This is a genomic window from Bradyrhizobium sp. 191 (assembly GCF_023100985.1).
Lineage (GTDB): Bacteria > Pseudomonadota > Alphaproteobacteria > Rhizobiales > Xanthobacteraceae > Bradyrhizobium > Bradyrhizobium diversitatis.
The window spans coordinates 25830-46435 of record NZ_CP064692.1; the positions used below are offsets into that span (position 1 = coordinate 25830).

Sequence of the window (20606 nt, forward strand, 5' to 3'; positions counted from 1 at the left end):
TTTGCACCTCCTGAGATCAGAGGTGAGACGGATGCAATGTTGCGGAGGTGCATTGCGACTGCATTGCGCTTCAGCGGCGAATGCGGATTGAATCAACTCTGTCGGACCGGCGGCAGCGTCATCCGAAAACAGGCTCCGCCCTCCGGCCCGTCCGCTACGGAGACTTGGCCGCCATGCAGCTGCACGATCTCGCGCACCATGTTGAGGCCGAGGCCGGCGCCGCGATCGAGCGGCATCAGCCGATAGAACGGCTCGAAGATCTGTTCGCGCTGATCGGCAGGAATTCCGGGGCCTTCATCGGTAACCTCGATAGTCGCGGGCCTGCTGACGCGAATCCCGATCGCGCCGCGGCGAGGGCCGTGCTGGATCGCATTCTGCACGAGATTGGTCAGTGCGCGCTCAAGGGCTGCCGCATCGCCGGTCGTCTCGACCGGTGTCGCCGGCGCATCAAGCGCCAGCTCGTAGCCGGCGGCAATCGCCAGCGGCGCGAGGTCGGCGGCGACGCTTTGCGCAACGGCGGCGAGATTGACGCTGGTGAAGGGATGGCAGCAATGGTCGAGCCGCTGGATATCGAGCAGCTGGTCGGCGAGCGTCGCCAGCCGTGCGGAATCTTCCAGCAGGCGGGTCTTGTCCGGTCCTGGGGCAAGCGATTCCAGCCGCGTGTTCAGAATCGCGATCGGTGTGCGAAGCTCGTGCGCCGCATCCGCAACGAAGCGCCTGTGGCGGGTATAGCCCTGGTCGAGCCGCGCCAGCGCGTCGTTGATCGCGGTCACGAGCGGCAGCACCTCCAGCGGGATCCGCTCCACCGGAAGCCGCGCGCCGCGCTGATGAATATCGATGCGCCGTGCCTCGTCCGCTGCGGAATCGAGCCCCCTGAACGTGCTCCGCACGATCATCGGCGTTGCGATGAACGTCGCCGTTCCCATCAGCAGCAGGCCGGGCAGGGCAATGCCGAGGAACGCGAGTGAGGTCGTGAACAGCGCCTTGGCGCCGGTGAGACGTCCTTGCGTTGCGGTGATGACCTGCACATTGCCGGCGTCGGTGTCGACCCGCTTCAGCCGCGCCGCCGGCTTGCGCGGATCGTCCTCGAGCAGCTGCCAGCCGAGCCGCGCCTGGCTGATCTGGTCGAGACCACCGCCGATCGTAGCGAATTCGGCCGGCACGGTGCCTTCGCTGAGCGAACGCCCCAGCCGGTCGCGCACCAGGAACCAGAGGTCTGGCGTCTCACTCCGCAACTGTTTCAGCTCGGCCGTCGGCCGCAAAGCCAATCCGCCTTGCGCGTCGCGCGTGAGCGCGCGCTGGACGACATCGATGACTCGGTCCTCGTCCCTCTCGGCCAGCACGAAGCCGGAGGCGCAAAGCCCGGCGAGGACGATTGCAACCAGCGCGACCAGGATCGCGGCCTGAAGCGAGAGCAGGCGCCAGCTCAGCCGCGAGCGCAAGCAATAGGGATCGTCGTGCTTGCTCATGGCAACTTCTTGAGCAGATAACCAACGCCGCGAATGCCGTGGATCTCGATACCCGCATCGGCTTCCGCGAGCTTTCGCCGCAGCCTCGAGACATGCGTGTCGAGCGCGTTCGACTGGATCTCGTCGTCGAAATTGTAGACCGCCTCTTCCAGCGCCGAGCGCAGTACGGTTCGGCCCATGCGACGAACCAAGGCTTCCAGCACCAGGAGCTCGCGGCGCGGCAGCTCGAACGGCTGGCCGTCGATGCTGGCCTCGCGATGGCCGACATCGAAGGCGAGGCGGCCCGCGCGGATGATTTCGGGGGAGAGGCCGGCGGGCCGCCGCAGCACTGCGCGCAGCCGCGCCAGCAGCTCCTCGACTGCAAACGGTTTTGCCAGATAGTCGTCGGCGCCGCCGTCGAGCCCGGCGATGCGGTCGGCGAGCTCCCCGCGCGCAGTCAGGACGATGATCGGTACGCCGTCGGCGCGCGCGCGGAGCTTTGGGATCAGGGCAAGGCCATCGCCGTCGGGAAGCTGGCGGTCGAGCAGGACGGCGGCATGGACGTCGGCGGAAATGGCCTCCTCCGCCTCGGCGAGCGTCGGGGCATGGTCCACCACCATGTCGTAGCGCTTCAGCGCCGAGGCCAGCGCACCGGCCATCTCCGCTTCATCCTCGACGACCAAAATCCGCATGTAACAGGCACCTGAACCGCAACTGAGCCTTTCTAGCGGCCCGATCATTGCGGCAGCATTGCGGGAGTCTGATGCAGCGCCGGAAGCTCAAGCCATGCGCAGAACGCCACAGGGGCGGCCGGGCCGGGCTCAAGACACCGTCGGGGCCAGCCGCTATAACCGCCGGACCTGTTCAGGGAGGAACATGAATGATCTACGAAATGCGCGTCTATCGCTGCGTGCCCGGCCGCCTGCCGGCGCTCTTGAGGCGGTTCGAGACCGTCACGCTGAAGCTTTGGGAGAAGCACGGCATCAAGCAGGCCGGGTTCTTCACGACGCTGATCGGCGAATCGAACCAGGAGCTGACCTATTTCCTGGCCTGGGAGTCGCTTGCCGAGCGCGAGACGAAGTGGGGCAAGTTCATGACCGATCCGGACTGGATGAAAGCGCGCGCCGAGAGTGAAGCCGACGGCCAGATCGTCGGCAATATCGTCAGCCAGCTCCTGACGCCGACTGCCTTCTCGGCCGTGAAGTAGGAACCTGCCGATGCAAGGGCGGCGCCGGCGGCGCCGGCGCAACCCTGATATTCGGGCCGCCCGGACCGAATAGGGTTGATCCGACCTTCGTGAGGGCTATGGTCGCGCCGAAACGAGGGATTTGTCTTGAGCTCTTCGAATTCAGCGGCGCCGGTCGTCACCATTGGCACGGTCAAGTTCGGCAATGATCTGCCGATCTCGGTCATTGCCGGACCGTGCCAGCTCGAGAGCCGCCAGCATGCGCTGGAGGTCGCCTCCGCGCTGAAGGAGATCGCCGCGCGGCTGAACATCGGCCTCGTCTACAAGACCTCCTTCGACAAGGCCAACCGCACCAGCGCATCGGCGGCGCGCGGGCTTGGTCTCGCCCAGTCGCTGCCGATCTTCGCGGAGATCCGATCCGCGCTTGGCCTGCCGGTGCTGACCGACGTGCACGAGGCCACGCAATGCGCCGAGGTGGCGCAGGCCGTGGACATCTTGCAGATCCCCGCCTTCCTGTGCCGCCAGACCGATCTCCTTCTCGCCGCGGCCGCAACCGGCAAGGTCGTCAACGTCAAGAAGGGTCAGTTCCTGGCACCCTGGGACATGGCCAATGTGGTGAGCAAGATCACCGGCGCCGACAATCCCAACGTGCTGGTCACCGAGCGCGGCGTGTCCTTCGGCTACAACACGCTCGTCTCCGACATGCGCGCGCTGCCGATCCTGGCGCGTACCACCGGCGCGCCCGTGATCTTCGACGCCACCCATTCGGTGCAGCAGCCCGGCGGGAAGGGGACCTCCTCGGGCGGCGAGCGCGAATTCGTGCCGGTGCTCGCACGCGCGGCCGTTGCGGTCGGCGTTGCCGGCGTGTTCATCGAGACCCATCCTGATCCCGACCGCGCGCCCTCGGACGGACCGAACATGGTGCCGCTACGCGAGTTCGAGGCGCTGATCGCCAGGCTGATGGCATTCGACGCGCTCGCAAAGAATCCGCGCTGATGCAGGAAGGCGAGGCGCGGCCGCACGATCACGGCTTGCCGACAGCGCTCTACGTCATATCAGGCGCAAGCTTCGCCGCAGCGCTGTCGGCGCGCGCGCTCGATCCGGTGCTGCCGCACGTCGCCGAGGATTTTGGCGTCAGCATCGCCACTGCCGCGGGCTTTGCCGCGGTGTTCGCTTTTACCTTCTCGATCATCCAGCCGATCATCGGCGCCGCCGCCGATCTGTTCGGGAAGACGCGGCTGATGATCGGCTGCCTCGCGCTGCTCGGCCTTGCCAACATCCTCGGCGCGCTCTCGTCCTCGTTCTCGGTTTTATTCGCGACCCGCATCCTCGCCGGCATCGGCTCCGGCGGCGTGTTTCCGGTGGCGCTGAGCCTCACAAGCGATCTCGTCGGGCCCGACAAACGCCAGGTCGCGATCAGCCGCACGCTCGCCGGCGCCATGACCGGCAATCTGCTTGGCGCCTCGGCTTCCGGCCTGATCGGCGATTTCCTCGGCTGGCGTGGGGTGCTGGCGGTGCTCGGCGCGCTCGTGATCGTCGCCTCGATCGCCGTTGCGGCCGGCTTCCGCGGCGCCAAGGTCAAGCATCCGCCGAAGACGAGCCTGTCGGCGCTGAAGGCCGGCTATCGCACCATCTTCACCAATCCGAACGCCTATGTCTGCTACTCGGCGGTGTTCATCGAAGGTTGCTGCGTGCTCGGCCTGTTTCCCTACATCGCTTCGTTCCTGTTCGAGCTCGGCCAGACCTCGCTGTCGATCGCCGGCATCGTCATCGCCGGCTTTGCGGTCGGCGGCCTGTTCTACACGCTGACGGTGTCGCGCCTGCTGCCTTGGCTGGGCGTGAAGGGCATGATGATCGCGGGCATGGCGCTGGTGGCCTCGCAGCTCGTCGCCGTGGCTTTCGGTCCGCGCTGGGAGGTTCAGGCGCTGAGCCTCGTCGTGATGGGCTGGGGGTTCTACATCGCCCATGGCTGTCTCCAGGTCTTTGCCAGCGAGCTTTCGGTCGAGGCGCGTGCCACCGCGCTGTCGCTGCATTCGTTCTTCTTCTTCATGGGGCAGACCGTGGGGCCGCTCGCCTATGGCTTCGGGCTCCAGCACGCCGGCAAGATGCCGACGCTGTTCGCGAGCGCCGCGATCATGGTCGTGCTGGGCCTCGTCTGCGCCCGACTGCTCAAGCAGCGCGCGCCGGCGGATGCGCGCTGACGTCCAGGGGCCCTGGAGTGGGCTGTCGCCTCACCATGACACCGTCAGTCGCGTATGCATGGCACACGAATTGCTTTTAATCCGGGCAAATCGAGGTGGACCGTGGATGCGCAGCCCGACCGTTTGCCCAGCCCAGCAGGCACGCCTGGATCGACCGGGTATCCGACCAGGCCTCCGCTCCGCCGCTTCCTGACCGATTGCCACGAGGAGTTCAGGCTCGATCATTCCGGCGACCTTGCCGACTACATCCCCGAGCTGAAGCGCGCCAACCCCGATCATTTCGGCATCGCGCTCGTCACCATCGACGGCCATGTCTATGAGGTTGGCGACAGCGCAGTGCCGTTCACGATCCAGTCGGTGTCGAAGGCGTTCGTCTTTGCGCTGGCGTTGGAGATGGTCGGCGAAGAGCGTGTCGCGGCCACGATCGGGGTCGAACCGAGCGGCGAAGCGTTCAATTCGATCCGGCTCACCAACGACAACCGTCCCTTCAACCCAATGGTCAATGCCGGCGCGATCGCCTGCTCGGGCCTGATCTACGAGGTGGACGGGAAGGGCGCCTTCGAGCGCGTCCGGGCCAAGCTCAGCGAGTTCGCGGGCCGCCAGCTCGGCGTCGATGAGGCCGTTCATGCCTCGGAGACGGCGACCGGCAATCGCAACCGCGCCATTGCCTGGCTGCTTCGGAATTACGCGGTGCTGCCGGATGACGTCGACGCCGTGCTCGACGTTTATTTCCGCCAGTGCGCCATCCTCGTCACCGCGCGCGATCTGGCGGTGATGGCGGCAACGCTTGCGAACCGCGGCATCAATCCGGTGACGGGCGCACAGGTGATCACGCCGCACATCGTTGCGCGCACGCTGTCGGTGATGACGAGCTCGGGCATGTACGACTATGCCGGCGAGTGGACCTATCGCGTCGGCATTCCCGCCAAGAGCGGCGTCGGCGGCGGCATCGTCGCGGCGCTGCCCTCGCAACTCGGGCTCGGCACCTTCTCGCCGTTGCTCGACAATCATTTCAACAGCGTGCGTGGTCTGAAAGTGTGCGAGGCGCTCTCGGCGCGGTTCGACCTGCACATGCTCAACCGCAACGCCGATGTCCGCACCAGCATCATGGCGGATTACGACATTTACGGTATTTCCTCGCGCCGCAGCCGTCAGCCGCACGAGCAGCAGATCCTCGACGAGCGTCACAGCGACATCCGCGTGCTCGAGCTGGTCGGGGCGATGAATTTCGGCACTATCGACTACGTCACCCGAAGGCTCAGCAGCGAGCCGCCGAGCGCACCGCTTCTGATCATCGATTTCCGCCGCGTGCCCGACATCACCGCGGCCGGCACCGAGTTGCTTGGCGAGACGCTGACAGCGCTCGGTCATGGCGGCGTCACCACGATTCTGTCGGGCCTCGAGGAGACCTCCGCGGTCTGGTGCGCGATCTCTGCCCGCGCGGCGGATTTGCGTCGGCTGCGGCGCTTCACGCTGCTCGACGACGCCATCGAATGGGCCGAGGACCAGGTGATCTACCGCTTTGGTGGCTTCACCGACGTGAAGGAGAGTGCGCATCTTCACGAGCAGGCGCTGCTCGCCGAGCTCGACGCCGAGGAGATCGCCGCCATCGTTAAGCTGTCGACCACGCGGCATTACGCGGCCGGCCAGCGCATCGTCGCTGCCGGTGCGCCCGCCAATTCACTGTTCTTTCTCCAGAGCGGCATGGTCAGCGTGAAGCTGCCGAGCGGCGTCCGGCTCGCTTCCCTCGGCCCCGGCATGGAATTCGGCGAGATGGCGATCCTGGAGCAAAGCCGCAGCGCCGACGTCTTCGCCGACACACCCGTTACCTGCCTCGAATTGCCGCTGGACAGCTTTGCCGATTATCGCCGGCTGCACCCGGAAACGTCGCTGAAGATCATGCGCAACCTCGCCGCCATCCTGGCGCGGCGGCTGGTGCTGGCGAATGCCAAGGTGGACTTGCTGAGTGCCTATTAGCCCCGCCCGCGATAGGGCGCGACGCCCTGCTCCGGCACCCACAGGCCCTTCGGAACGCGGCCGGTCTGCCAGAACACGTCGATCGGAATGCCGCCGCGTGGATACCAGTAGCCTCCGATGCGCAGCCATTTCGGCTTGATCTCGCTGGCGATACGCTTGCCGATCATCACGGTGCAGTCCTCGTGGAACGCGCCGTGGTTGCGGAAACTGGCGATGTAGAGCTTGAGGGACTTCGACTCCAGCAGCCACGCACCCGGCGCGTAGTCGATCATCAGATGCGCGAAGTCAGGCTGGCCCGTGACCGGGCAGAGCGAGGTGAATTCCGGCACCGTGAAGCGCACCAGATAATCGGTGCCCTTTTGCGGATTGGGCACGCGGTCGAGCTGGGCTTCTTCCGGCGTATGCGGCCACTCGACCGCCCGGCCGAGCTGGAGGGATTTCTTCGCCATCGTCGTCACATCCTGTTTCGGGTGCCGGGATGGACGCAAATGCCGCTGTCGTCAACCGTGCGCGGTCGTCTGGATCATGACGATCCGGTCGTTGCCGGACTCGCAGCCCCACAGCTCGCCCGGCCTGCCATCGAGCTGGCGCACATTGGCGTTGGCCTTGTCGCTGGCGAACACGTTGAACCGCTCGGTGGTGGGATCAAAGCGCACGATGGCGTTGGCGGAGAAATCCGTGAGCCAGACCTTGTCCTTGTCGTCGACATAGACGGCGTAAGCGCGGGGACGCTCGCCCGGCAGCTTCCATGTCTTCCAGGAGCCATCGGCGGGATCGTGCACCGAGACGTGGCCGCTATTCCACTCGCTGACCCAGATCCGCCCCTTCGAATCCGACCAGACCCGCCGCGAACCCTGGTTCGGCGTCGGCGGCTCGACCACGGTCGCATTGCCGCTCGCGAGGTCGATCCTCGCGATGTGGCTGCCGGCGAGGGAGGCGTACCAGACCTCGCCTTTCGGCGTGACCGTGATGCCGTAGGGACCGATGCCCTTCGGCGCCTTGAACACATTCATTTCGCCAGTCTTCGGCGCGAGCCGGCCGTAATAGCCGGACTGGCCGGTAAACCAGTAGGTGCCTTGCTTGTCGAACACGCCGGTGTTGAGATTGGCGTAGGCGAACTTTTCCGGCAGGCGGAACAGCGTGACCTTGAGACCGGTGGGGTCGACCCGCGCGATCGCGTTCTGGCCGCCCTCGGTGATCCAGGGCGCTCCATCGGGGCCGATGGTCACGCCATGCGGCGCTGCGCCCTGGCCGAGGCTGACCGTCTTGAAACTGCCATCCCGGGGATCGAGCCTGCCGAGCAGGCCCTTGCCCTGCGCCGTGAACCAAACCGCGCCATCAGGCGCGGGCGTGAGATCATGCAGGCCGATGCCCGGGCTGATGGGATAGTATTTTGTCCGGAACGGGGCTTCCTGTGCAAACCCTGGGCGGGCAATGAGCAGCGCGGCGCTCGAAGCAAGAAACTGGCGGCGATTCATGGCGTTACCCCGACTGTTTCAGATTGAGGTTGGGCACGCGGACCAGATGCGGTCGAACATAATCCGAGGCGCTTCATGCGTCAGTCGAAGCGGCTCTTCCAAGCGTTCACATTTGCTTGCGGCCCGTGTAAGACCCGCGGCACCGATCAGCTCTAACGAACGGAAGTGGACATCATGACCGCCATCATCGACATCATCGGCCGCGAAATCCTCGATAGCCGGGGCAATCCCACCGTCGAGGTCGATGTCGTGCTGGAGGACGGCGCGCTCGGCCGCGCTGCGGTGCCGTCGGGAGCCTCCACCGGCGCCCACGAGGCCGTGGAACTGCGCGACGGTGACAAGGCCCGCTATCTCGGCAAGGGCGTCTCCAAGGCGGTCGGCGCCGTCAACGGCGAGATCTTCGAGGCCCTGAGCGGCCTCGACGTCGAGCAGCAGGCCCAGATCGACCAGATCATGATCGACCTCGACGGCACGCCGAACAAGAGCCGGCTGGGCGCCAATGCCATCCTCGGCGTCTCGCTCGCCTGCGCCAAGGCCGCCGCGAACTCGCTGGACATGCCGCTCTACCGTTACGTCGGCGGCACCTCCGCGCGCCTGTTGCCGGTACCGATGATGAACATCATCAACGGCGGCGTGCATGCCGACAACCCGATCGACTTCCAGGAATTCATGATCCTGCCGGTCGGCGCGTCGAGCTTTGCCGAGGGCCTGCGTTACGGCGCTGAGGTGTTCCACACGCTGAAGTCGGAGCTGAAGAAAGCCGGCCACAACACCAATGTCGGCGACGAGGGTGGCTTCGCGCCGAACCTGCCGTCGGCGGATGCCGCGCTCGACTTCGTCATGAACGCGATCGGCAAGGCCGGCTTCAAGGCGGGCACCGACATCGTGCTCGGCCTCGACTGCGCCTCGACCGAGTTCTTCAAGGACGGCAAATATGTCTATGAAGGCGAGGGCAAGACCCGCTCGATCTCCGAGCAGGCGAAGTATCTTGCAGACCTGGTCTCGCGCTATCCGATTGTGACCATCGAGGACGGCATGTCGGAAGACGACATGGACGGCTGGAAGGAGCTCACCGACCTCATCGGCAAGAAGTGCCAGCTGGTCGGCGACGACCTCTTCGTCACCAACGTCAAGCGCCTTGCCGAAGGCATCAAGGCGGGCCGCGCCAACTCGATCCTGATCAAGGTCAACCAGATCGGCACGCTGACCGAGACGCTCGCCGCCGTCGAAATGGCGCACAAGGCGGGCTACACCTCGGTGATGTCGCACCGCTCGGGCGAGACCGAGGATTCCACCATCGCCGACCTCGCGGTCGCCACCAATTGCGGCCAGATCAAGACCGGCTCCCTTGCACGTTCCGATCGCACCGCCAAATACAACCAGCTCCTGCGCATCGAGCAGCAGCTCGGCAAGCAGGCGCTCTACGGCGGCAGGGCGGCACTGAAGGCGCTGGCGTAAGCTGGCGCCGCGCAAAGACGGACAGGGGAGGATCGACATGAGCGACAGCAAGACCGGACTGCAATTGCGTTCGCTGCTGAAGAAGAGCGGCGAGCTTGAATTGTCCCTCGTCAATATCCCGACGCCGGAGCCGGCCGACGACGAGGTCGTGGTCCGCGTCGAAGCCTCGCCGATCAACCCCTCCGACCTCGGCCTTCTGATCGGGCCAGCCGACATGTCGGCCGCCAAGGCTTCCGGGACCAAGGAGATGCCGGTCATCACCGCCACGATGCCGGAAGCGGCGATGCGGATGATGGCAGCCCGGCTCGATCAGTCGCTGCCGGTCGGCAACGAGGGGGCCGGCACGGTGATCGGAACGGGATCGTCGGACGCGGCGAAGGCGCTGATGGGCAAGACGGTGTCGATGATCGGCGGTGCGATGTACACGCAATACCGCGTGCTCAAGGTCCGCGACGTCATGGAGCTGCCGGCGGGCACCACGGCCGCGGACGGTGCCTCCTGGTTCGTCAATCCGCTGACGGCGCTCGGCATGACCGAGACGATGCGGCGGGAGAACCACAAGGCGCTCGTGCACACGGCCGCCGCCTCCAATCTCGGCCAGATGCTCAACAAGATCTGCATCAAGGACGGCATCGGTCTCGTCAACATCGTCCGCAGCAAGGAGCAGGCCGACATCCTTCACAAGATCGGCGCCAAGCACGTCGTGGATTCCAGCGCGCCTGATTTCATGGACGACCTCACCAACGCGCTGGTCGAGACCGGCGCCACCATCGCCTTTGATGCGATCGGCGGCGGCAAGCTGGCGAGCCAGATCCTGACCGCGATGGAAATCGCGGCCAACAAGACCGCGAAGGAGTACAGCCGTTACGGCTCCAACGTGTACAAGCAGGTCTACATCTATGGCAGCCTCGACACCCGGCCGACGGAGCTGAACCGCTCGTTCGGGCTGAGCTGGGGTGTCGGCGGTTGGCTGCTCACGCCGTTCCTTCAGAACATCGGCCCGGCCGAGATCGGGCGCCTGCGCCAGCGCGTGGCATCCGAGCTCAAGACCACCTTCGCCAGTCATTACACCAAGGTGGTGTCGCTTCCCGAGGTGCTCGATCCCGCCAACATCGCGATTTACGCCAAACGCGCCACCGGCGAAAAATTCCTCATCAACCCAAATAAATAATCATGACGTGCGACGGCACGTCACCGAAAGAGGGTCTTGCCTTCTGAGCGACGCGGGGGATTATTCCGCCGCCGTTTCAAGCGGAAGAACCGCAAGGCGCTCAGAAGGGACATTCCATGACCGATCTCAATCGCCGTCACCTGCTCACCGGCGCCGCCGCCATGGGCGCGGCGGCTGTCACCGGGTTCGGGCCCATCGCCGCGAATGCCTCAGCCCCGCAAGCCGGGACGCAGGCGCCGGGCTTCTATCGCTACAAGGTCGGCAGCTTCGAGTGCACCTCGATCAACGACGGCGCGCGCACCTTCCCGATGCCGGACAAGTTCGTCGTCAACATTCCGAAGGAGGAGGCGCTCGCGGCCGGCGAGGCGGCCTACATGCCGAAGGGCATGGTCACGGTGCCGTTCAATCCGCAGCTCATCAACACCGGCTCCAAGCTGGTCCTGATCGACACCGGCAATGGCATTGCGAATTTCGAGGCCAGCAAGGGCGCGGTCGGCCGCACGCTGCAAAACCTTCAGGCCGCCGGCGTCGCCCCCAAGAACGTCGACGTCGTGCTGCTGTCGCATCTACACCCCGACCATACCAACGGCATCCGTTTGGCCGACGGCGCGCTGGCCTTCCCGAATGCGGAGATCATGGTGCCGGGCAAGGACTGGGAGTTCTGGACCAGCGAGGACAACGCCGCCAAGGCCGAGGCCAATCCGATGATGAAGAACTACTTCGCCAACGTGAAGAAGACCTTCGCCGGCCTCGAGTCCAAGTTGACGAAGTACGAGTGGGGCAAGGAGGTCGCGCCCGGCATCACCTCCATCGCGACACCCGGCCACACGCCCGGGCACACCTCCTTCGCAGTCGCCTCGGGCGACGCCAAGGTGCTGATCCAGTCCGATGTCACCAACATTCCGGAGTTCTTCCTGCGCAATCCGGACTGGCACGTGGTGTTCGACAACGACGCCGCGATGGCGCAGGCGACGCGCCACAAGTTCTACGACATGGCGGCAGCAGAAAAGGCGACCGTGATCGGCTTTCACTTCGCCTTTCCCTCGGTCGGCCATGTCGAGAAGGACGGCGCCAAATATCGCCTGATCCCGTCGGCGTGGAATCCGACGATCTGATTTGCACGCGACGTTTGCGCGAACCATCGGGCCGCCGCTTGGCGGTCCGATTTGTTTGGGCCGCATTCGCGAAACGCAGCGTTTCCAAATCCGACCAATTCATGCACTTGCATCCATCGGTCCGGTTGGCTTAAGTGCCGGGACGGCACTCCCGCTCAAGCCCTCGAGGACATTCCATGGCCTACAACATCGTCACGATCGCCGGCAGTCTGCGCAACAACAGCTTCTCGCTCAAGATCGCCAATGCGCTCGCCAAGCTGGCGCCTGGATCGCTCAAGCTCGAGGTCGTCACGCCGGCAGGCATTTCGTTCTTCAACCAGGACCTCGAGGGCGCGCCGCCCGCGGACTGGCTCGCCTTCCGCGAGAAGCTCCAGAAGTCGAACGGCGTCCTGTTCGTCACGCCCGAATACAACCGATCGATCCCGGGCGTTCTGAAGAATGCCATCGACGTCGCCTCGCGGCCCTATGGCAAGAGCTCGTTCCTCGGCAAGCCGGTCGGCATCATCTCCAACTCGCCCGGGCTGCTCGGCGGCGTCAGCGCGGCCAAGCATCTGCAGAACATTCTGCCGGGCATTTCCGGTCCGGTTCTCCAGCAGCCGGAAATCTACCTCAGTGGCGTCGGCGACGCCTTCGACGCGGACGGCAATCTGACCAAGGACTCCCTCAAGACGGTGCTGCAGCAATTCATCGACGCCTTCGCCGCGCATGTAGCGAAGAATCAGGGCTGAGGCCGAACGACCCGGCGGCCAGACAGCAGCTCTGCAATCTGAGGGACAGGCCGATCAAATGATCGGCCTGTCCGATTGGACCTTCGAGAGCGCAAGTCTAACTTGCCATGCGCTGCCTCAGGCTCTGATAGAACGCCGTCTCGAAGTTCATGTAGCCGATGAACGACGTTGGATCGCCGAAGGGGAGAATCTGGGTGGCCCAGAACCCGCCGACCCCGTTCTGCCGGTCGATCCAGTAGAACAGGTTGGCGAGGCCGGCCCAGCCCAGCGCGCCGGCCGGACGTCCCGTCGGAGCTTCCTCGTCGTTGATCATGAAGCTCAGCGCCCACGACTTGGACTGGCCCGGGAAGAACTCCGCGTCGTTGCACAGCGCGGGAATGACGCCGGTGATCGGCGTGACCTTCTTGTCGCCGAGATGGTTCTTTTCCGCCATGCGCACGGTTTCGGCCTTGAGCACGCGACCGTGCTCGCCCACGCCGTCATTCAGCCACATGCGAATGAAGCGCATGTAATCGCCGATGGTGCCGTAGAGACCGTGACCGCCCATATGAATTTCGGGCTTGGCCGGCAGTTCGAAATCCATCGGCGTCAGCGAGCCGTCGGCATTTCGCGCGTGGATACCGGCCAGCCGATGGCGCATGGCATCCGTCAGTTCGAAGGTCATGTCCTTGATTCCGAGCGGTTCGAAGATGCGCGTCTTGAAGACGTCACCGAGCCGTCGGTCCGTGATGGCTTCGACGATCTGGCCGCACCAATCGAGATTCGTTCCATAGTCCCACCGCTCGCCCGGATCGAACAGGAGCGGGGTCATCAGGCAGGCCTTGGTCGCAGTGATCACGCTGGGCTGACCCTTTTCCTGGGCCAGGCGATTATAGGTGTGGTTGATGAAATCGTAGCTCAGTCCCGCCGTGTGCGTCATCAGCATGCGCGTGGTGATATCGCGCTTCGGCGGACGCAGGACCGGCTCGCCCTTATCGTCGAAGCCATCGATCACCTGGAGCTTGCCGATCTCGGGGGCGTATCGCTTCGCGGGCGCGTCGAGATCGAGCTTGCCTTCCTCGACGAGTTGCAGGACGGCCGTACCGGTAATCGCCTTGGTCGTCGAGAAGATGGCGAAGATGCTGTCGGTCGTCATGTCGGCCGCGGAATCGAGACGGCGCTTGCCGGCCGCGCCCTCGTAGATGTTGCGATAGCGGTTCGTCACCATCGCGACGACGCCCGGCACGCGCGGCGTCGAGGTAACGACGCCGTCGAGAACGGCGTCTGCTGTTGCGCCAAAATTCATGATCATGATCGTCCTCCCGTCTGGATTGGAATTATCTGGTCGATGCGTTTCGCGCGCTCAGTTCATGGCGAAGCCCTGGTAGCCGCTCGCCGCCACCTCGTCGCATTTCTGGCGATAGGCGCCGACGCCGCCGCAATAGGAGAGAACGCGGCGCGGCTTGCCTTCGACGTTCGAGCCCAGGTACCAGGAATTGGTCTTCGCGATCAGCGTTGCGTTGGCGATCTCGTCGTGATGCGCCACCCAGCCGTCTTCCGCGTCCTTGGTCGGCTCGATCACCTTCAGGTCCTTGGCCCGCATGTACCTGATGCAGTTGTCGATCCATTCGACCTGCTGCTGCAGGCACGTCGTCATGTTGCACAGCGCTGCTGATGGGGCGAGCGGCACGGCGGTCGTGAACAGGTTGGGATAACCGTGAACCTGCAGGCCCATCGTCGTGCGAATGTCCCTGGCCCAGTCCTCTCTGAGCGATCGTCCGCCCCGTCCTCTGATGTCGATGCGCGTCAGGGCGCCGGTACCGGCGTCGAAGCCGGTTGCGAGAATGATGATGTCGAGCTCGTGGACCGTGCCGTCCGCGGTCTGGATGCCGTTTGGCGTCACGCGTTCGATCGGATTGTTCTTGACGCTGACGATCTCGACATTGGGCCGATGGAAAGCCTCGAGGAAGTTCTGCTCGAGCGGCACCCTGTGCGTCCCGAAACCATAGTCCGCGGGGATCAGGAGATCGCACAGCTTCGGATCCTTGAGCCGCTCACGCATCTTCTCGCGGACGAATTCCGAGATTTCGGCGTTGACCGCCTCCTCGAAGAACAGCTCGGCGAAGGACGAGATCCATAGCTTCAGCGAGCCGTCATTCCAGCAATCCTCGATCACCTCGCGGCGTTTCTCGGGCGACAGGCCGGCCCACGCATGCTCGAAGTCATACTCGAAACCCGTGAAGGTGTGCGGCAATCGCTGCTTGAAGTGCTCGAATTTGGACTTGTAGGCCTGCGCATCCGCCGCGCTGTATTTGGGATTCTTCATCGGGATGATGTATTGCGGTGTACGGACGAAGGCCTTGAGATGGCGGACATCACCCGCGATCGTCTGGATGACCTGGATGCCGGTTGCGCCGTTGCCGATGATGCCGACGCGCTTGCCCGCGAGGTCGACCGGCTGCTTCGGCCAGCGCGCCGTGTGGAACAGGCGTCCCTTGAAAGTCTCCTGGCCCGGAAACGACACGTAGGGGGCCGAGAGCATGCCGCAGCAGGTGACCAGGAACTGGGTGTCGATCACGTCGCCCCCGTCGGTCGTGACCAGCCAGCGCTGTGTTGCTTCGTTGAAATGGGCGCTCTTGACCGTCGTGTTGAACTGGATGTCCTTGCGGAGATCGAGACGGTCGGCGACGTAGTTGAGCCAACGTTCGATTTCCGGCTGGCCCGGGAATTTTTCGCTCCAGCTCCATCCCTTGTAGAGCTCCTCGGAGAACAAGTATTGGTAGATGTAGGCCTCCGAGTCGAAGCGCGCGCCGGGATAGCGGTTCCAGTACCATGTGCCGCCGACGCCGGACGCCGCGTCGATCGCCCTGACACTCAATCCCTGCTCGCGCAAACGATAGAGTTGATAGAGCCCGGCAACGCCTGCTCCCACCACGAGCGCATCGAGCCTGGCCGTCGCACGCGCGCCGTTGCTTCCATTGGTCTTGCTTGCGGTTTCCATATTCGTTCCTCCTCACGTTTTCAGAGCGCACGCGACCTTCCCCCGTCCGTGAGATCATCGGACGCTGGTGCATCGCGTCATTTTCGGTCCCGGCAGAGCGATGGAATGGGCTCGTTTGGCCCGCGGCTGTTCCGCCGCTTCTCCTGCTCTGCCTGGAACGCGAGCAAGGCTATGAGGCGGCCGAGCCTTGGGGCTTGAACGGAATCGACAATCCTTTGAACGGAGCCCGGCGCCGGATCTCGACACAGTTCGCTTGGCAAACTGCAAAACCGGCTTATGCTCCCGTCCTGCCGTTCGGCCAATGAGAAGCGGAAGCAAATCAACCGCGCCACAAAATCCCAAGGAGGAGGCTCGCGCGATGGGCCAATTCATCACGGTCGAGGAGCTGCCACGCTACGCGCCCGGCGAGCTGATGCTGGACAGTTCGGCGGTGGGCAAATCCGACTTTCGGTTGCGTGTCTTCCGCTATGCGCCATCCGACATCTGGGTCCCACCAAACGAGAACTTCCTCATCGTCGTGTACCGTGAAGGCACGACGTCTATGAATCGCCGCGTGACCGGCTTCTGGAAGCAGGATCATGTCGGCCGCGGCGTCACGACACTGCTGACGCGTGCGGAGCCTTCGAACTGGCGCTGGAGCCACGACATCGAGGTCAGCCACTTCTACATTTCTCCGACTTTGATGGCGAAGACTGCGAGCGAAGCGTTCGACCGCGATCCGGAAGGCATCGAGCTTCACGACCTGCTCAGGATCGAGGACCCGGTGCTGACCTGGATCGGCGACCGCATGGTGCAGGAGGTGTCCGAAGGAGCTCCGGGCGGGCGGCTCTGCTATGACGCGCTGGCACTTCAGGCGAGCGTGCACCTCCTGCGAAGATACGCCTCCGTGCAATTCAGGATGCCCTGTGCACAGGGGCGCTTCAGGCCAGCCCATGCGCGGTTGATCGAGGACTATATCGAGCAGAACATCTCGAGGAACATCACGCTCGAGGAACTCGCCAATATCTGCAACTGCACGCCGGTGCAGTTTGCGCGCAAATTCCAGGTGCACTACGGCATGCGGCCGCATGCCTATGTGCTGAGCCGCAAGGTGCAGCGCGCGTGCCAACACCTGCGCAAGGACCGGCTCGCTCTGAAGGAGATTGCGCTCTTGAGCGGATTTTCCGATCAGAGCCATCTCAACCGGATCTTTCGCAGACACCTGAACATCACGCCGGCAGAATATCGCAGGAACTGCCTGAGTTAGGTTTGCTGCGCCACCATCGGACCCGCTCCTGACCATGAAGCTTGGGTAGGCGATGGCGTGGAATTAGCACTCCCTTAACCAACCTGTCCCATCATCCCGGGATGGTCTCACGCGCGCGCCTGAAATCGATCCTGACCGGTCTTGCTCTCTATGCGATGGCGGCGGCGATCGTCGGCTATTTCGGCGTCAACGCTTATACCGGCAAATACGGCCTCAACGCCCGCCAGGAGCTCGACCAGGAGATCATCGCGCTGACCAGCGAGCTGGCCCAGCTCAAGCGCGAGCATGCCAGGAGCGAGCAGCGGGTGTCGCTGCTGCGGTCCCAGCGGATCGACCCGGACATGCTGGACGAGCGGGCGCGCTTCCAGCTCGACTATGTCAATCCGCGCGATCTCGTTCGGATGATCCCGGCGAAGTAGCGTTTTCCGCAGCTTTCGAAAGCGGAACGCAACATTGCTGCTGAAATCCGGCCAAGCTAGCCGTTGCCTCCTGCGAAGGTCGTAACCTTGAAACCGGGCAATTGCCTTGACGGCGGCGCCGCGGCGGGCTCATGCCTTTGCTGGCGCTCGCTGAAGTTGACGCAGATCAACCGGGGAGCACCGGCGCGTCCTACAATTAAAATCTGGAGGAAACCGTGATGAATGGGCCAATGCCCCGGCATCACGCGGCCCGTGTCGAGGCCGCTATCGCGTCAGGCCAGGCGGCTCGGTCCGCGCTCGTGGCCTCGTGGCGCCGTTCCTCCCGATTGCATCATCTCGATCCCGGCGGCCACGCCGCGCCGATGCGGCTGACCGAGACCGAGCTGCAGCAGGCGCGCGAGCGCATCGCGCCGCTTCTGGCGGCCGCGCAGGGCGCCATGGACCGGCTTTATCAGGCCGTCGGCGCCGCGGGCTGCTGCGTGCTGCTCGCTGACGGCGAGGGCGTGCCGGTCGATCGCCGCGGCACGGTGGCGGATGACGCGACGTTTCAGTCCTGGGGGCTGTGGACCGGTGCGCTCTGGAGCGAGGAGCACGAGGGCACCAACGGCATCGGCACCTGCCTCGTCGAGCAGCGTCCGCTGACGATCGATCGCGACCAGCATTTCTTTGCCCGCAATACGCTTCTGAGCTGCACCGCCGTTCCGATCTACGATCATGAGGCGGCGCTCGCGGGCGTGCTCGACGTCTCCTCCTGCCGCGCCGACCGCACCGACGCCTTCGCCAGCCTGATCGCACTCGCGACGGGCGAGGCGGCCAAGCGTATCGAGGCCGACCTGTTTCGAAAGGCTTTTGCCGACGCCCGCATCGTGCTGACGCAAGCTGCGGACGGAAGTTGCAGCGGCCTCGTTGCGGTCGATACGGACGATCTCGTGATTGGCGCGACCCGCTCCGCCCGGGCGGCGCTCGGAATCGCGCCCGGCCGGGCCTTGCAGCCGGTGCCTGCCGCCGACCTTCTCGGCGGTGATACCGCACGCGATCACCTTGCCGGCGGCCAGCGCGCCGTGTTGCAGCGGGCGCTGCTTCGCGCCGGCGGCAATGTGTCGGCAGCCGCCAAGGCCCTCGGCGTCAGCCGCGCCACGCTGCACAGGAAGCTCAAGCGGTTCGAGCTGAACCACTGAGCCGTGCTGCTTGCTCGAAACGCAGGTCTCGTGCGCCGGACGCAGCGCAGCGCGTCGCTCTTGCGACGCGGTGCGCTGCTGAGCCGGGGCCCATATTGCCGCATTCTCCCGTGCCGCCTTCTGGATCCGGCTCGGCGCAGCAACGCTAAGAGCGTTGCAGCGCGGCCGGGACACGAGAGCGGCGCCGCGCCACGACTGTCGCAGAACTGCGACAGGTCCGCCCCACCATCGCTCCCGCCCGGGCTGACAGAAAACACCTCCCGCGACATCGTCGGCGCAAGTCGCGACCAGGCGACGAATTGCGCAAGCACAAACATCGGGAGTGATCAATGAACAAGGTGGAATTCCTCAGCGTCACCAAAGTGCCTTTTGCCGAACGCTACGACAATTTCATCGGCGGCAAGTTCGTGGCGCCGATCTCCGGCAAATATTTCGACAATGCCTCGCCGGTGACCGGCCAGATCGTCTGCAAGATCGTGCGATCCGACGCGCAGGACGTCGAGGCGGCGCTCGACGCGGCGCACGCCGCCAAGGCCGCCTGGGGCCGCACCAGCGTCGCCGAGCGTGCCGCGATCCTGAACCGGATTGCCGACCGCATGGAGGAGAATCTCGAGCGCCTTGCGATTGCCGAGACTTGGGACAACGGCAAGCCGATCCGCGAGACCCGCGCCGCCGACCTGCCGCTCGCGATCGATCACTTCCGCTATTTCGCCGGCGTCGTCCGCGCCGAGGAAGGCTCGATCGGCGAGATCGACCACGACACCATCGCCTATCATTTCCACGAGCCGCTCGGCGTGGTCGGCCAGATCATCCCCTGGAACTTCCCGCTGCTGATGGCCTGCTGGAAGCTCGCCCCGGCGCTTGCCGCCGGCAATTGCGTCGTGCTCAAGCCCGCCGAGCAGACCCCGGCCTCGATCATGGTCTGGGCCGAGATCATCGCGGATATCCTGCCGCCCGGTGTCCTCAATATCGTCAACGGCTTTGGCCTCGAGGCTGGCAAGCCGCTGGCATCCAGCCCGCGCATCGCCAAGATCGCCTTCACCGGCGAGACCACGACGGGCCGGCTGATCATGCAGTACGCCAGCCAGAACCTCATTCCTGTTACGCTTGAACTCGGCGGCAAGTCGCCGAACATCTTCTTCAAGGACGTCATCGCCGAAGACGACGACTTCTTCGACAAGGCCATCGAAGGTTTCGTCATGTTCGCGCTGAACCAGGGCGAGGTCTGCACCTGTCCGAGCCGGGCGCTGGTCCACGCGGATATCTATGACCGCTTCATGGAGCGGGCGCTGAAGCGCGTCGCCGCGATCAAGCAGGGCGATCCGCGCGATCCCACGACCATGATCGGTGCGCAGGCATCCAGCGAGCAGCTGTCCAAGATCCTCTCCTATATCGACATTGGCAAGGAGGAGGGCGCCAAGGTGCTGGCCGGCGGCGGCCGTGCCGAGCTCGCGGGCGATCTCGCCGGCGGCTTCTACGTCCAGCCGACCGTGTTCGAGGGCCACAACAGGATGCGAATCTTCCAGGAGGAGATTTTCGGTCCCGTCGTCTCGGTCACGACCTTCAGGACCGACGAGGAAGCGCTCGCGATTGCCAACGACACGCTCTACGGCCTGGGTGCCGGCGTCTGGAGCCGTGACGCCAACCGCTGCTACCGCTTCGGCCGGGAGATCCAGGCCGGCCGGGTCTGGACCAACTGCTACCATGCCTATCCAGCCCATGCGGCCTTCGGCGGCTACAAGCAGTCGGGTGTCGGGCGCGAGACCCACAAGATGATGCTCGATCACTATCAGCAGACCAAGAACCTCCTGGTCAGCTATAGCCCGAAGAAGCTCGGCTTCTTCTGATCGAGCAGGCGGAGCGGACGGCGTCAGTTCGGCGCCGTCCGCTCACGAATCCGCGCGCACCCGCGCGTGCATAGATTTGTTGCCCGATCGGCGCCAAAGATTTTGCAATATTTCGATCACATTGCAGTGCGGCATAATGAAAGTCGTGCCATGCCGCCGCGGTGCTTTCGCACG

The 20606-nt window shown here is 64.6% G+C and carries 18 protein-coding genes; 12 read left to right on the top strand and 6 right to left on the bottom strand.

Annotated features, from left to right (window positions below):
* Positions 1-92 precede the first annotated feature (92 nt).
* Both IVB23_RS00125 and IVB23_RS00130 read right to left on the bottom strand, forming a co-directional pair.
* Positions 93-1469 carry a HAMP domain-containing sensor histidine kinase gene (locus IVB23_RS00125; protein ID WP_247802144.1) on the bottom strand — a complete coding sequence of 459 codons (1377 nt, stop codon included), beginning with the start codon at positions 1467-1469 and terminating at the stop codon, positions 93-95.
* Positions 1466-2140, bottom strand: a complete 675-nt coding sequence (locus IVB23_RS00130; RefSeq protein WP_247802145.1) for a response regulator transcription factor — start codon at positions 2138-2140, stop codon at positions 1466-1468. The genes IVB23_RS00125 and IVB23_RS00130 overlap by 4 nt, the downstream gene beginning before the upstream one ends.
* Before the next feature lie 188 nt (positions 2141-2328).
* Between IVB23_RS00130 and IVB23_RS00135 the strand changes: the two genes are divergently transcribed.
* The 4 genes from IVB23_RS00135 (at position 2329) to glsA (ending at position 6812) form a co-directional block, all read left to right on the top strand.
* Positions 2329-2655, top strand: a complete 327-nt coding sequence (locus IVB23_RS00135) for an NIPSNAP family protein (protein ID WP_061881836.1) — start codon at positions 2329-2331, stop codon at positions 2653-2655.
* 126 nt (positions 2656-2781) lie between these two features.
* On the top strand, positions 2782-3630 hold the full coding sequence (kdsA, locus tag IVB23_RS00140; protein WP_197966408.1) for a 3-deoxy-8-phosphooctulonate synthase: 849 nt from the start codon (positions 2782-2784) through the stop codon (positions 3628-3630).
* Complete coding sequence (locus IVB23_RS00145) at positions 3630-4835, top strand: MFS transporter (protein WP_061881834.1); 1206 nt, start codon at positions 3630-3632, stop codon at positions 4833-4835. Before kdsA ends, IVB23_RS00145 begins: the two co-directional genes overlap by 1 nt.
* Positions 4836-4937: 102 nt before the next feature.
* On the top strand, positions 4938-6812 hold the full coding sequence (glsA, locus tag IVB23_RS00150; protein ID WP_197966406.1) for a glutaminase A: 1875 nt from the start codon (positions 4938-4940) through the stop codon (positions 6810-6812).
* On the opposite strand, the gene queF is transcribed toward glsA, so the two are convergent.
* Both queF and IVB23_RS00160 read right to left on the bottom strand, forming a co-directional pair.
* Complete coding sequence (gene queF, locus IVB23_RS00155) at positions 6809-7261, bottom strand: preQ(1) synthase (protein WP_100230722.1); 453 nt, start codon at positions 7259-7261, stop codon at positions 6809-6811. The genes glsA and queF overlap by 4 nt on opposite strands.
* Positions 7262-7312: 51 nt before the next feature.
* The gene (locus tag IVB23_RS00160; protein ID WP_197966405.1) at positions 7313-8290 is read right to left on the bottom strand and encodes a lyase; all 978 of its coding nucleotides are present in this window, start codon (positions 8288-8290) and stop codon (positions 7313-7315) included.
* 174 nt (positions 8291-8464) lie between these two features.
* Here IVB23_RS00160 and eno point away from each other — a divergent pair, with 174 nt between their 5' ends.
* The 4 genes from eno to IVB23_RS00180 all read left to right on the top strand — a co-directional run bounded on the left by eno (position 8465) and on the right by IVB23_RS00180 (position 12762).
* Complete coding sequence (gene eno, locus IVB23_RS00165) at positions 8465-9748, top strand: phosphopyruvate hydratase (RefSeq protein ID WP_197966404.1); 1284 nt, start codon at positions 8465-8467, stop codon at positions 9746-9748.
* A gap of 37 nt (positions 9749-9785) precedes the next feature.
* A complete protein-coding gene (locus IVB23_RS00170; RefSeq protein ID WP_061881830.1) occupies positions 9786-10919 on the top strand; it encodes a zinc-binding dehydrogenase in 1134 nt (377 codons plus the stop codon).
* A gap of 116 nt (positions 10920-11035) precedes the next feature.
* Positions 11036-12034: an MBL fold metallo-hydrolase gene (locus IVB23_RS00175; protein ID WP_247802146.1), complete on the top strand. Its 999-nt coding sequence runs from the start codon at positions 11036-11038 to the stop codon at positions 12032-12034.
* Positions 12035-12210: 176 nt separating this feature from the next.
* Positions 12211-12762, top strand: coding sequence for an NAD(P)H-dependent oxidoreductase (locus IVB23_RS00180; protein WP_197966401.1), 552 nt, complete (start codon positions 12211-12213; stop codon positions 12760-12762).
* Between the two features lie 97 nt (positions 12763-12859).
* Here IVB23_RS00180 and IVB23_RS00185 read toward each other — a convergent pair whose 3' ends face one another.
* Positions 12860-14053: a serine hydrolase domain-containing protein gene (locus IVB23_RS00185; RefSeq protein ID WP_247802147.1), complete on the bottom strand. Its 1194-nt coding sequence runs from the start codon at positions 14051-14053 to the stop codon at positions 12860-12862.
* A 51-nt stretch (positions 14054-14104) separates the two neighbouring features.
* Complete coding sequence (locus IVB23_RS00190; RefSeq protein ID WP_247802148.1) at positions 14105-15742, bottom strand: NAD(P)/FAD-dependent oxidoreductase; 1638 nt, start codon at positions 15740-15742, stop codon at positions 14105-14107.
* Between the two features lie 358 nt (positions 15743-16100).
* Between IVB23_RS00190 and IVB23_RS00195 the strand changes: the two genes are divergently transcribed.
* From IVB23_RS00195 to adh, 4 genes are all read left to right on the top strand, one after another.
* Positions 16101-16988 carry an AraC family transcriptional regulator gene (locus tag IVB23_RS00195; protein WP_247802149.1) on the top strand — a complete coding sequence of 296 codons (888 nt, stop codon included), beginning with the start codon at positions 16101-16103 and terminating at the stop codon, positions 16986-16988.
* 101 nt (positions 16989-17089) lie between these two features.
* Positions 17090-17407: a septum formation initiator family protein gene (locus IVB23_RS00200; protein WP_061881824.1), complete on the top strand. Its 318-nt coding sequence runs from the start codon at positions 17090-17092 to the stop codon at positions 17405-17407.
* Positions 17408-17625: 218 nt separating this feature from the next.
* The gene (locus tag IVB23_RS00205) at positions 17626-18585 is read left to right on the top strand and encodes a GAF domain-containing protein (RefSeq protein WP_061881823.1); all 960 of its coding nucleotides are present in this window, start codon (positions 17626-17628) and stop codon (positions 18583-18585) included.
* Positions 18586-18914: 329 nt separating this feature from the next.
* The gene (adh, locus tag IVB23_RS00210; RefSeq protein WP_247802150.1) at positions 18915-20432 is read left to right on the top strand and encodes an aldehyde dehydrogenase; all 1518 of its coding nucleotides are present in this window, start codon (positions 18915-18917) and stop codon (positions 20430-20432) included.
* Positions 20433-20606 lie beyond the last annotated feature (174 nt).

Coding starts and splice junctions, on each gene's coding strand:
- IVB23_RS00125 (WP_247802144.1), bottom strand. CDS start 1,469: ATGAGCAAGCACGACGATCCCTATTGCTTGCGCTCGCGGCTGAGCTGG.
- IVB23_RS00130 (WP_247802145.1), bottom strand. CDS start 2,140: ATGCGGATTTTGGTCGTCGAGGATGAAGCGGAGATGGCCGGTGCGCTG.
- IVB23_RS00135 (WP_061881836.1), top strand. CDS start 2,329: ATGATCTACGAAATGCGCGTCTATCGCTGCGTGCCCGGCCGCCTGCCG.
- IVB23_RS00145 (WP_061881834.1), top strand. CDS start 3,630: ATGCAGGAAGGCGAGGCGCGGCCGCACGATCACGGCTTGCCGACAGCG.
- queF (WP_100230722.1), bottom strand. CDS start 7,261: ATGGCGAAGAAATCCCTCCAGCTCGGCCGGGCGGTCGAGTGGCCGCAT.
- IVB23_RS00160 (WP_197966405.1), bottom strand. CDS start 8,290: ATGAATCGCCGCCAGTTTCTTGCTTCGAGCGCCGCGCTGCTCATTGCC.
- eno (WP_197966404.1), top strand. CDS start 8,465: ATGACCGCCATCATCGACATCATCGGCCGCGAAATCCTCGATAGCCGG.
- IVB23_RS00170 (WP_061881830.1), top strand. CDS start 9,786: ATGAGCGACAGCAAGACCGGACTGCAATTGCGTTCGCTGCTGAAGAAG.
- IVB23_RS00175 (WP_247802146.1), top strand. CDS start 11,036: ATGACCGATCTCAATCGCCGTCACCTGCTCACCGGCGCCGCCGCCATG.
- IVB23_RS00180 (WP_197966401.1), top strand. CDS start 12,211: ATGGCCTACAACATCGTCACGATCGCCGGCAGTCTGCGCAACAACAGC.
- IVB23_RS00185 (WP_247802147.1), bottom strand. CDS start 14,053: ATGATCATGAATTTTGGCGCAACAGCAGACGCCGTTCTCGACGGCGTC.
- IVB23_RS00190 (WP_247802148.1), bottom strand. CDS start 15,742: ATGGAAACCGCAAGCAAGACCAATGGAAGCAACGGCGCGCGTGCGACG.
- IVB23_RS00195 (WP_247802149.1), top strand. CDS start 16,101: ATGGGCCAATTCATCACGGTCGAGGAGCTGCCACGCTACGCGCCCGGC.
- IVB23_RS00200 (WP_061881824.1), top strand. CDS start 17,090: ATGGTCTCACGCGCGCGCCTGAAATCGATCCTGACCGGTCTTGCTCTC.
- IVB23_RS00205 (WP_061881823.1), top strand. CDS start 17,626: ATGAATGGGCCAATGCCCCGGCATCACGCGGCCCGTGTCGAGGCCGCT.
- adh (WP_247802150.1), top strand. CDS start 18,915: ATGAACAAGGTGGAATTCCTCAGCGTCACCAAAGTGCCTTTTGCCGAA.